Here is an 11,116-nt window from a genome sequence, read left to right as displayed (position 1 = left end):
CGGATGGACAGGGTGTCCGGGCTGCCGCTGTGCTCAACCTCGTCGACGGTGTATACGCCCTTGTCCACCAGGGGCTGCCCCTTCCAGCCGATGGCCACACGCAGGCGGGCACCCCGGTTGGGGATGTCCAGCAGGCCGTCGCTGTCATCCAGTGACAGGTCCAGCATGTCGGCCTCGAGGCTGCGGTTGTCGGTCAGTGTGAGCGAGACCAGCCGGCCGGCAAACACCGGCGTCAGGTCGGTGCTGTTGCCGTCCTTGTCCTCGATGGTGATGCGGTAGTCCGGCTGCAATACCGGCTGGCCGTGCAGCGCCTGGCTGGCCAGCGTCTGCATGTCGAGGCCCGTCTGCGTGTTGAGCAGGGCATCGATCACGGCATGGCCTCCCATGCCATGTTCAGCAGCTGCTCTGAGAGATTGCCGAGCTTTGCCAACCGGTCGGCGGCATCGTCCTCGACCCGGGCCAGACTGACGGTGAACTCGATGCGGCGGGCGGCACCGTCCTGAAAGAACAGGGTCCGGCTGGTTTCCAGACCGGTAACGACAAACAGGCCGTGGACCTTGCCGTCTGCCCCGTCGATCAGCGGCCATGCCCTGGCCTGGTCCGCCATGCTGCGCAGCATGTCCAGCGACTTGTCTCCTCCGGTCAGCTCGGGCAGCAGCACGCCGGTCAGCGTGATGGTTTCATCGTCCGGCCCCGTGTACTGCCGGGCCGGTCGGCGGCCGACGCGGCTGGTGGTCGGGTACCGCCAGCCGAGCTTCTGCTTGAGGTCCTGATACGGCAGGGTGTCGAGGGTAAAGACGAACAGGCCCAGGGCCATCATGACGGGCATGATCATGCGCTTACTCCCGGTCCTTGAGGCTCGAGCGTCCGCGCGCGGCCTGTGCCCGTGCTGCCGCCTCGACCTCACGCCGTACCATGGCCGCCAGGGTGCGTTCGTCCATGCCTGGCGCGGCGTAGATGTTGAACACCTGCTGGACGATGGCGCCGCTGCCCGATGCTGCCGGTGCGGCCATGGCCACCGGTGGCCGGTTGTCGATGCGGATGGCGTCAGCCTGCGCCAGTCCACCGCCGACCAGCACCCCGGCGCCGATGGCGGTCAGCTTGCCGGCGAGGCTTTGCACGGCCCCCAGCGGGCCGGCCTGCCCTTGTTCCAGACCCTGAGCAAGGCCGGCCATGGTGAAGCCGCCCAAGGCAGCAAATACGCGACTTGGCGAGTGGATGCCGAGCTTCTGCTTGAACCAGCCTATCGTGGCTTCGCCGGCGTGGATGATCGCGTTTTTGACGTTGGCAAGGCCGCTGGTGATGCCATTGACGAGGCCGGCCATCAGGAATTCGCCAATCTGCGCAAACACGCGGCTGGGACTGTTGATTCCAAGGATATTCATGACGAGGCTGATGACACCGCTGATGATGCGCTTGAGGGTGCCGTAGAGCCCCATCGTCATCGCATTCAGACCGGCTTCCAGCCCTTGCAGGATAAAAATGCCAATCCCCCGCCAGTCGCCCTGGGTCCACATTTGCCGGAGGCGGCCCCAGTGGGTGATGAAGTGCGTGACGAAGCCGGCGAGGAACGTGGCAAGTGCAAAAAACGGGTTGGCTCGCAGCAGGGTGAAAAAGCCCTTCAGCAGACCGCCACAAAAACGGATGGCACTGCCCAGGCGGCCAAGGATGCCGATGCCGCTGGCGAGTTTGATACCGAGTGTGGACATGCTCAGCTTGACCAGTGCCATGGGGCCGATCACGGCAGCAAGCGCCATGGAAAGCCCGCCGATTGTCGTAACGATCACGGCTACGACAGCCAGCACCTTGATGAGCGTAGAGACCAGCTCCGGGTTGGCCTTGATCCAGTTCCCGGTTTTCCTGATCATGTCTGTCATTCCTTGGGTTACCGCACGCAGACCACTGTTGCCGCTGTCAAAAATCTCGATGCCGACGTCTTCCCATGCTGACTTGAGATTGCTGATGTCTCCGGTCAGGTTGTCCCCCATGGTTTTGGCTACCTTGGCCGCGGTACCGTTGGCTTGTTGCAACTGGCCAATCAGCGCTTGCAGCTCCCCGCTGCCTGCATTCTTGACCAGCACTTCCAGTCCGGCGAAAGCCTCTTCTCCGGCAATGGCCTTGAAGTAATCGGCACGAGCTGTATTGCCGAGTTTGCTGGTTTTCTGGTGTAACTCGCTCAGGATGTCGACTACCGGCCGCAGGTTGCCTTTTGCATCTTTACTCTTGATCCCCAGCTCTTTCATGGCCAGCGCTGCGGCTTTGGGAGGAGCGGCAAGCCTGCCGAGTATGGCCCGCATCGCCGTGCCGGCCATACTGCCCTGAATACCGGCATCCCCGAGCTTGCCTGCCATGGCCGAGGCCACCTCGATCTGCGTTCCCATGGCGGCTGCCACAGGCCCGACATATTTCATGGTCTCACCCAGCATGCGAAGGTCGGTGTTTGAACGGGTAAACGTGGCAGTCAGCACATCCCCTACACGGGTCATTTCTCCAGCCTTCAGGTTGAATCCGGTCAGGATGTTGGAACTGATATCTGAAACCTCGCCCAGTTCTTCCATGCCTGCTGCTTTGGCCACGTCCAGCATGCCCGGCATGGCTGCCCGGATAGCATCCGGCGTAAAACCGGCCATGGCCAGAAATCCTTGCCCCTGCCCGACCTGGTTGGCCGAGAACGAAGTACTGGCCCCCAGCTCACGGGCCTGTTGCCGTAGCTTATGCATGGCATCACCGTTTTTATCGAGTCTGGCCAATGCCTGCACTTTGGACATCTGGGTATCAAATTCGACACCGGGCTGGACCAGCCGCTGTCCTGCCAGCAGCATGCCCCCTCCTGCGGCACCGGTTGCCACACCGGCCCCGGCCACCTTGTCGCGTACGGCAAGGGTCTTGTCGTAGCGGCCTTTGGCGGCATGCAGCGCCTTTTGCCGGTCACTGACCCGCTTGAGCTGTTCGGACTGGCGGGCCAGTGCCTGGCTGGTGGTGTCGATCTGCCGGCCGAGGCGCTGTTCGTGGCTGGCCAGCTTGCTCACGCTCAGCCCCTGCGCTTCCAGTTCGGTCCGGTTGTGACGCAGGGTGGCCAGCTGCATCTTGTGCGCGGACGAGAGTTTGCTGACCGCGGCCTGGGCCGTGGCCAGCTTGCGGGTCATGCTGCTGGTGACCGTCCCGGCGCTGGCCATCTGCTGTTGCAGCCCGGCCAGAGTCTGGCGGGCAGCCTTGAGCTTGAGGGCGGTGTCCTTTGTTTCGCGGCTGAGATCACGGAAGGCGGTCAGGCGCTGCTGCTGGCCTTGCAGCTCCTTGAGTCCGGTCTGCGATGCGCGAACGGCCGCAGCCAGCCCCTTGCTGCCGGCCATGGCCTTTTTGAGCGGGCCGGTCAGTTTGTCGGTGGCGGCAAGGATGACTTCCAGCCGCAGGTTTTTGGACAGGGCCATTTACTCCACCTCGGTACGTACCCGTGCGCGTTCGCGCCATGCCGCCAGTTCGGACAGGGACATGCCGTCCATGTCGGACGGCCGCCAGTGAAACGTCACGGCCAGATCGGCCATGGCGTCTTCTACTCGCCCGGGGAGAGCGAGGCCCGCTCGGCTTTCTTCAGCAAAAAACCGGCGACCTCGCTGGCGAGTTCCGTGAGGTCAGCCAGATCCATGCTGCTGACTTCGTGCTCGGTCAGCGACGGGGTGCTGATGCGCGGGATGACCCGCACGAGGGTGGCGACGTCCATGCGGGCCAGATCGGAAATGGCGCAGCCGCGCAGTTCGCCGGCACCCGGCTTGCGCAGGGTCAGGCTGTCGATCAGGGTGTCACCGCGCTTGATCGGGGTGTCGAGAGTGAGGGTCTTGCTGGTCATGGCTGGACTCCTGGTTAGCGGCCGATGGCGGCGCGGTGGGCTGCGAGGCGATCGACACCGTTGACGGTGTAAATCTGGTTGAGGGTGTCGACCTCGAACAGGGTGCTGCCGTTGACGGTCAGCTTGTAGTAGGCGATGTTGGTCTTGACCTTGAATTCGGTGTCGTCACCGGCCTTGGCGCTACCGGGATCGATTTCGACGTGGCGGCCACGGACGGTGATTTCCACGGCGTCGACTTCGCCGGTGTCCTCGCGCTGGTAGCTGCCCATGAAGCGCAGCAGGGTGCCGTCCATTTGCGTGATGCCGAAGTCCTTGAAGATGTCGTACATCAGTCCGCCGTAGCTGTGTTCCAGTTCGAGCTTTTCCAGACCGAGGTCGATGTCGACTTCGGCCACCATGCCGCCACCCCGATAGGCTTCGGTCTTGACCGCCAGTTTGGGCAGGGTCAGTTCGGTGGCTTCGCCAAGGAACTGGTCACCGTTATGGAACACGCTGAAGAATTTGAGCTTGCGTGGCAGTGCCATGAGTGGTCCCCCTTTACAGGCCGGTCTGGCCGGCGAAGTTCATCAGGTAGCGGTCGGTGATGCGCTGGCGGAAGGTCAGGTCCTCGAGCGGCGGGACCGGGGTGTAGTCGTAGTCGATGGTCAGCTTGCCGGCCTTGAGCGTGTCCTTGCTGTTGGCAGCGTCATCGATCCAGGCATTGAAGCCCATGAGGTAGCCGGCATTGACCCATGCACGGCCCTTGGCCAGCAGCCCTTCGACAATGTCGCGGGCCAGCGTCGGGTGCAGCGGCTTGTCGACTGCCCACATGTGCGCCTCTGCCATTGTGTCGGCGATGATCTGCGCGGTGCGGGTGTAATTCTCGAACTGGAACAGGGGGTCGTCAGAACAGGTGCGGCTGCCCCAGTAGCGGTAGCCATCGCACTGCACCAGCGTGGTGATGTCGTTTTTGTTGAGATAGCCGGCATCGGTGTCGGGGTCTTGCAGGTCCCACGTCACGTCACGGCTCATGCCCAGCACGCCGTTGACGCCGACGTTTGAGAGCGTCTTGTGCCAGCCGGTGTCCTGGTCGATCTTCGCGCGCAGACCGAGTGCCCTGGCCGTGGCAAAGGCGGTGGCTTCCTTGTTGGCAACCGTGTCCCAGCTGATGAAGTCCGGCCACATGACCATCGCCTCGCGCTGGCTGAAATTCTCGCGGTAGGCGACGGCCGCTTCCTTGTTGTCGCACTCGTAGGCCGACAGGTAGGCAAAGCCTCGCAGCTGCTGGGCAATGGCCGCGAGTTCGGTGGCCACCGGCAGGCTGTCGAGGCCGGGTACACCGAGGATGCGCGGTTTGACCTTCAGGGTGTTGTTGGCGGTCAGCAGTGCTTTCATGCCTGTCAGCCGCCCTTGGGCATTGGTGGTGCCGATAAGGTTGGACGTGGTGGCTTCGTCAGACTCGCCCTTGGCCACGCGCACGACCACCACGACGGGTTTGCACTGGTCGGCGATGGCATCCAGGCTGGCGGCCAGCGTGTCCTTGCTGCCGGCCTTGCCGATGGCGGCATCGATGTCGGTAATCAGGACCGGCTTGTCGAGGGGAAAAGTAACGGCGTCGGCATCGTCGGCCACTGCCACCAGTCCGATCACCGCCGAGCTGGCTGTGCGGATGGTGCGGGTGCCTTCGTTGATTTCGAGGACGCGGACGCCGTGGTGGTAATCGGACTGGGCCATACCAAACTCCGGAGATAACGTATCTCCGCAGATTGCCGCCAGCCCGCGCGCGGGTCATGCGCTTTGCGGCGGGGTGGTGGCTGGCCCGACTGAAACCCTTGAATGAGGGGTGTCATTCACGATCCGGATGACGATTTCCGGCGTGTTTGCGGCTATTGCCCGGCATGCCGGACGGCAGCGCTCCTGATAGGCTCCCGAACACAAGGCCCGGATCAGTGCCTCGGTCAGGATGTCCGGCGGCGTACTGGCGATGACATGATCCCAGTAGCGTTTTGCGGTGAGGTGGTCAAAGTCCCGGCGGATGAATCCCCCGATAGTCTGGACGATGCCGGTTATGGCTTGGTCTCTTTCTTCCCTGTTCATTCCGGAGTTCATGCTTATGCCCTCTTCAAACATTGAACGATTTGATGAAATCACCGCGCAATTGTTCAGCACCCTGTACCAGAACTTTCCTGTCCCTGTTTTTTTGGCGGCTGGAAATTTTGTTTCGCCTGCGACGCAGTACAGCAAAGTCAGGGGATATGACGTTGCCAGTGATGAAGCAGAGTTCTGGGCTGCCTGTGTGATCTGGCTACAAGAAGCTGGCTACATCCGGTATGAAAGCCACGAATCTTTAACAGCCAGCTTTTGGGAGGTCGTACTTTCACCCAAAGGGCTGGAAGTGCTGAAGTCCATCCCTGACAGCCTGAGCGGAAAAGACACCATCGGTGACCAACTGGTGGATGCCGCCAGAACCGGAGCAACCGATCTCCTGAAAGAAGGCGTTAAAACGGCATTGGCCAAAGGGGCCATGCTGATGGGAGCGGCATTCAGTTAACATGACGTTGCGCGATACACCACGCCCGGTGCATCGCGCTCTCCTCACATGGCCCGTTATCGGGCCATGTTCCATTTCATGGCGCCGGTTCTGGTGCTGGCCAGCCGGGCTGGAAAGCTTCCAGCTGCTCGCGGTCCATCCCGGCAATCTGTCGCTCCATTTCCAGCCGGTGCTGGTAGATGGCTGCCCCACGCGCCGTGATGGCCTGCCACAGCGATTGCAGGCCAACAAAAGTCATCGGCACGATCTGGCGGTCTGCCGTCACCCACTGCTCACCCGGCACCGCTCCGGCCAGCAACACGTCGCGGATGTCCTGCAATGCTGCCGATGTCGTCAGCCAGCGCTGGCCAGCGTGTTCGATTCCGGCTGCGCGCTCGGATTTTTCCCATGCCGGGAGATGGTCCAGCGCACGGTCGCGCAGGGCGTCGAGAGAAATGGTCGGCGGATCGGCGAGAACGGGATGGCCATGCTCATCTGCGGTGATAATCCTGCCGGCTGATTGGCCTGCCAACAGTGCGGCATGCTGTTCGGCGGTGATTTCGACTGCATCATCCGGAACGCCATTGCCATGGATTTCACGGGTGTAAAAGCCGCCGGCGAATCTTGAGTAAAACATGGAATCCCCTCAGTATCTCAGTATCCGAACGCAATCCAGCGGGTGTTTATGGTTCCGCTGCCGTTGTTGCAACTGGCTTGATAATTAGACACACCCGCGGGCCCGAACCCGTGAATGTTTATGTCAGCAAACATCGCGGTACCGACTGATGCCCATCCCTTTGAAACAACCCCAAGGCATGCGACGGGAAATACAATCGGAAAGGTGAATGACTGGGCAGTAGCGTTGTATGCAATACCTGAAATTGTTCCCCACTGTATGATCAATCCTCCGGGAAGCTTCTGGTATCCATTCCCGGCCAGAAGCTGGTTTGACCCGGTAAACGACGCCAGCTCGACTTTTTGCGCCCACAGCCGGGCAACTTCGGTCGCCAGTTGGGCGGCATCAGCAGACCCCGGATTTGTCACTGCGCCGAAAAGACGGCAGACCCATACGCCCGTTACATTAAGCGGGCGGGTTTCTGCTCCGCCAGTGGTTGATGTGTTTGTAGATCCAGAGCCGTAAGCAAGCGTTGTGCCGCTGGATGATGCAACCGGAAACTGTAGGTTTGAGTAAGGAATCGTGTGCGCATGACTCCGAATCTCATCTGGTTGCATCAGCCCCGGCGTTCCTGCCGACAGCACCCCGTCACCCCGGACAAACACCGCCCCTTTCGAGCCTGCCGACTTGCCGTTCCAGTCCGGCATGCGGAACGTGGTTGTACCGTTGCCATATGTCCATGCACCCCGCTTGAGCGGGTCAGCTTGCCATTCGGCTTCGGTCACGACTGGCACGGCCCCGGCCTGAATAGCGGCCCAAGCATCCGGATACAGCGCACGGCTCAGCTCTTGTCCGTCGAGCGGCGCATAGCCGGCCTGAATGTGGGTGCGGGATGGTGAGGTACGTGGCCACAGCAGCGGGTCGCCGCCGACTTTTGCCAGATCATCTGCCTTGGCAAAATAACTGGCCGGGTGACCCTCCAGTTTTGCCGAGTCTGCGGCCGTTTCGGTCTTGCCGAGCTTGCTGGCCAGTCCTTGCGTCAGGGCCTCGTCCGTCGCGTACTGCGGGTGCGGATCAGGTTGCTTCAGGTGGTCGCTGACGGCTTTGGCCACGGTTTCGGTGACATGCTGTTTTGTTGCCAGTACCACCGACGGGTCGATTTTCAGGGTGACGGCATCGGTCGAGCTGACGATCAGCACCATCCGGATGATCTGTGTACGTCCACTTCCTTCTGCGAGCACCGGCTTGTAGGACTCCGGGCAGTTGCCGACTGCGATCAGGTCGCCGTCCGCGTCAAAGGCTCCCACCTCCCTGATCCACCAGCCTCCCGCCTCTTCCGGAATCACCTGCTCGATGATGATCTGGTTCGCGTTGAGCGGATCGACCTTCAGTTCGTTGACAAGGCCGCGGCGGACTTCGTGCTTCAATGCGGTCTGGTCCGGCTCCGGCTGTGGTACCGAGCCGCCGCCGTCCCCGACGGCCAGATGGGTGATGGCCAGCCGGGTGCCGAGTGCGGTGGCCTTGGCCAGTTTGGCTTCCCCGATACGGGTCAGCAGGCAGTAATAGGTGGCAGGCATCAGGTGCTCTCCTGCAGTGAAAGGGTGAGGGTGTCGATCAGGTGGAGGCCGGCGCCGGCACCGGGTTGGCCGATGGTCGTGACGGCATCCGGCATGTAGGGATAAACGGTCGTGACGTCGCCACCGAAACCGGATGCCGCCACGTGGATGTTTCCGTGGCAGGCCAGGCTGACGGCCAGTCCGGTGAGGTGGCGCGATACCGGTCTGGCGTCATCGATCAGGCGTTCCAGCTCGCGGAAGGTGGCTTCGCTGATGCCGGCATCCTGCACGCCGATCTTGAGGCGGAAGGTGCCCCGGCGGCCCGGTGGCTGTTCCTGCCACCATTCGATCACCTCGATCAGGTAGCCGAACGGCTCGACCACCCGGCGCACGGCATCAATGGTGCCTTTGCGCTGGTGGACGGCGAAGGCATCGGCTACCACCTTGCGGCGGGTGGCCACGGGCCAGCGGCTGTCCCAGCGGTCCACCGACCACGCCCAGGCGAGGTACGGCAGCAGCGGTTCCGGGCAGCGGTCCGGACTCCACAGGTCGCGCAGCGGGACCGGCAGTACCATTGCGACCGCCAGCGTGCCGGCCACGGCATGTTCAAGGCGGCTGGCATTGGGGGGCAGCAGCGAGTCAGGCATCTTCCGTCCCCGTGCCCAGTTCGATGGCCGTGCAGTGCCCGGCCTGGTGGCGTTCCAGCCGCATGTCGGCAGCCGGCTGCCGCAGCTCGACCCGCTTCACACCCTCGACATGAAGGGCGGCAAACAGGGCCGAGCGGTCAATGTCCCGTCCGATGCGCCGCTGGCGGCGGGCGTAGGCTTCGGCCTGCTGGCGGGCAGCCTTGATGACCGGTTCGCTTTCCGGGCCGGATTCCAGCAGCAGGGTGGCGTCGATCCGGTAGTCCACGATGGTGGCACCCTGTACGGTCAGCCGGTCACCGATCGGGCGCACGGTCTCGGCACTGAGCGCCGTCCTGACGATCGCCAGCAGGTCCTCGCCGGCGGCACCGTTTCCGGCCTGGGCCAGTACGGTCACCACTACCTCGCACGGATCCGGGCTGTGTACGTCCACGTCGGCCACCCGGCCATCGGCCGACAAGGCATGCCAGACATAGGCTGCCCGTGGTCCGGCCACCGACAATCCCTCGAACGCCATCTGGGCACGGGTGCGCAGGCTGTCGTCGGTCTCCCGTGCTGGTGGTACCGGCGGCCAGGCGTCGGGCTTGCCCGGATCGATCAGCAGGCGTGCGACATTGACATTGGCAGCGAGCTGCTCAAGATCAGCGCCCCCGGCATATGGCAGCATCACGGCTCTGGCGGCTTCGTTGATGCGTTGGCGCAGCAGCAGTTCGCGGTAGGCGTTCTCCTCGAGCAGCTTGGTCAGCGGCTCGGATTCGAGCGAGAGCGTATTGGCCACGCTCTCGCGCATGTCCTCTGGCAGGCTGGCCAGCAGGGCAGCCTTGCGCCGGTCCAGCAGGGTTTCAAGGTCGACTGCTTCCACCACGTCCGGTGGCGGCAGCATCGACAGATCGATCAGGCTGCGGGTCACAGGGCGGTCCTCACGGTATCGGCGGTGCCGGCCAGCGGGCCGGTCAGGTACTCGACCGACAGGTCACAGGTCCAGCGGCCGTGCTGTTCGTCCTGGCTGAAGCTGACTGCCGTGATGCGGATGCGGGGTTCGTGCCGGGTCAGGGCCATGTGCGCGGCGGCCATCAGCTGCATGCGCAGGTGGGCATTGGCCGGCCAGTCGATCATCGAGGCCACGGCCGAGCCGTAGTCGCGGCGCGCAATGCGTGAACCGACCGGCGTCAGCAGTACGTCACGGACGGATTGCCGCACATGGTCGCGGTCGGTAACGGCCCGACCGGTGGCGGCGTGCATGCCTTGCCACTTCATGCGTTCGGCTTCCCGGTGGTGCCGCCCGAGTCGCCCGGATGAGTGTGATCGTCTACGCCAACGCCGTTGGATTCGATGCGGCCGGTATTGCTCAGGGTGCCGAGGTGCCGGATGTCGCCCTCGATGACGGTCTGCCCGCCCGCGCCGTTCTGACCGGACAGTCCGGCCATGTACGAGAGCAGCGATTTCACCAGCGCCTCGCCGTCCACCGTCAGGTTGCCCCTGATCTGCACGTCACCGGTGAACTCGGTCAGCGGGCAGTCAACGGTGCATTTGTCCGCTGCCTGCACCAGTGCAGTGTTGATGCCGGTGGCCGACAGGGCGCCGGCGGCATGGTTGTAGGTGAGGCGGGCACCGTCCGGCCAGACGCGCACGCACAGGTCAGGACTGCCGGATGGAGGGGGAAATGCGTCAGAGTAGAGCCCGGTCAGCACAAAGGCGGTGGTCAGCTCGCCGCTCGGGCACAGCAGGATGCACTGCTCGCCCGCGACCGGCGGGTCCCAGTCGCGGGTGGTGCCGGCGCGCGGCACCCAATAGCGCAGCCAGTCGGTCGTGTTGCCTCCGGTTTGTACGCGCACGCGCGGTGGTGCGTGCTGCACCCCGGTCACGGTGCCGTGGCGGATCAGGTTGGCCAGCCGGCGGTTGAGTTCTGCAATGTCCATGGCCGCAAGCGTGCCGGGCCTGCGTGCG

At 63.4% G+C, this 11,116-nt stretch carries 14 protein-coding genes and 1 pseudogene; 1 reads left to right on the top strand and 14 read right to left on the bottom strand.

Going from position 1 to position 11,116, the window contains the following annotated elements; translation table 11 throughout:
• From G542_RS0112690 to G542_RS16875, 8 genes and pseudogenes are all read right to left on the bottom strand, one after another.
• Positions 1–386 (bottom strand): annotated as a pseudogene (locus G542_RS0112690) (phage late control D family protein); the annotation flags it as partial.
• Entirely contained in the window at positions 368–835 is a 468-nt protein-coding gene (locus tag G542_RS0112685; RefSeq protein ID WP_012695878.1) for a phage tail protein, read from the bottom strand. The gene G542_RS0112685 and the pseudogene G542_RS0112690, both read right to left, overlap by 19 nt.
• Before the next feature lie 4 nt (positions 836–839).
• On the bottom strand, positions 840–3,428 hold the full coding sequence (locus G542_RS0112680) for a phage tail tape measure protein (RefSeq protein WP_034985831.1): 2,589 nt from the start codon (positions 3,426–3,428) through the stop codon (positions 840–842).
• Positions 3,429–3,542, bottom strand: a complete 114-nt coding sequence (locus tag G542_RS18120) for a GpE family phage tail protein (protein ID WP_012695880.1) — start codon at positions 3,540–3,542, stop codon at positions 3,429–3,431.
• 8 nt (positions 3,543–3,550) lie between these two features.
• Entirely contained in the window at positions 3,551–3,844 is a 294-nt protein-coding gene (locus G542_RS0112670) for a phage tail assembly protein (protein ID WP_027824303.1), read from the bottom strand.
• A 14-nt stretch (positions 3,845–3,858) separates the two neighbouring features.
• Positions 3,859–4,368, bottom strand: a complete 510-nt coding sequence (locus G542_RS0112665) for a phage major tail tube protein (protein ID WP_027824302.1) — start codon at positions 4,366–4,368, stop codon at positions 3,859–3,861.
• 13 nt (positions 4,369–4,381) lie between these two features.
• Positions 4,382–5,557 (bottom strand): phage tail sheath protein, encoded by a 1,176-nt coding sequence (locus tag G542_RS0112660; RefSeq protein ID WP_027824301.1) that lies wholly within the window; start codon positions 5,555–5,557, stop codon positions 4,382–4,384.
• A 54-nt stretch (positions 5,558–5,611) separates the two neighbouring features.
• Positions 5,612–5,932, bottom strand: coding sequence for a hypothetical protein (locus G542_RS16875; RefSeq protein ID WP_034985829.1), 321 nt, complete (start codon positions 5,930–5,932; stop codon positions 5,612–5,614).
• 4 nt (positions 5,933–5,936) lie between these two features.
• On the opposite strand from G542_RS16875, the gene G542_RS0112655 reads away from it, so the two are divergent.
• Entirely contained in the window at positions 5,937–6,374 is a 438-nt protein-coding gene (locus tag G542_RS0112655; protein WP_034985853.1) for a hypothetical protein, read from the top strand.
• A gap of 76 nt (positions 6,375–6,450) precedes the next feature.
• Here the strand turns inward: G542_RS0112655 and G542_RS0112650 are convergent, their stop codons facing one another.
• Genes G542_RS0112650 through G542_RS0112625 form a run of 6 tightly spaced genes read right to left on the bottom strand, consistent with a single transcriptional unit; the run spans position 6,451 to position 11,088 of the window.
• On the bottom strand, positions 6,451–6,990 hold the full coding sequence (locus G542_RS0112650) for a DUF4376 domain-containing protein (protein WP_027824299.1): 540 nt from the start codon (positions 6,988–6,990) through the stop codon (positions 6,451–6,453).
• 17 nt (positions 6,991–7,007) lie between these two features.
• Positions 7,008–8,546 (bottom strand): phage tail protein, encoded by a 1,539-nt coding sequence (locus G542_RS19305; protein ID WP_051190055.1) that lies wholly within the window; start codon positions 8,544–8,546, stop codon positions 7,008–7,010.
• Positions 8,546–9,172: a phage tail protein I gene (locus tag G542_RS0112640; protein WP_027824298.1), complete on the bottom strand. Its 627-nt coding sequence runs from the start codon at positions 9,170–9,172 to the stop codon at positions 8,546–8,548. The genes G542_RS19305 and G542_RS0112640 overlap by 1 nt, the downstream gene beginning before the upstream one ends.
• Positions 9,165–10,079: a baseplate assembly protein gene (locus tag G542_RS0112635; RefSeq protein WP_373279786.1), complete on the bottom strand. Its 915-nt coding sequence runs from the start codon at positions 10,077–10,079 to the stop codon at positions 9,165–9,167. The genes G542_RS0112640 and G542_RS0112635 overlap by 8 nt, the downstream gene beginning before the upstream one ends.
• Positions 10,076–10,426, bottom strand: a complete 351-nt coding sequence (locus G542_RS0112630; RefSeq protein WP_027824296.1) for a GPW/gp25 family protein — start codon at positions 10,424–10,426, stop codon at positions 10,076–10,078. Before G542_RS0112630 ends, G542_RS0112635 begins: the two co-directional genes overlap by 4 nt.
• Positions 10,423–11,088 (bottom strand): phage baseplate assembly protein V, encoded by a 666-nt coding sequence (locus G542_RS0112625; RefSeq protein ID WP_027824295.1) that lies wholly within the window; start codon positions 11,086–11,088, stop codon positions 10,423–10,425. The genes G542_RS0112630 and G542_RS0112625 overlap by 4 nt, the downstream gene beginning before the upstream one ends.
• Positions 11,089–11,116: the final 28 nt, after the last annotated feature.

The organism is Laribacter hongkongensis DSM 14985, from assembly GCF_000423285.1.
Classification (GTDB): Bacteria; Pseudomonadota; Gammaproteobacteria; order Burkholderiales; family Aquaspirillaceae; genus Laribacter; species Laribacter hongkongensis.
Note: the sequence above shows the minus strand (reverse complement) of the source record. Positions and strands in the feature narration are given on the sequence as shown.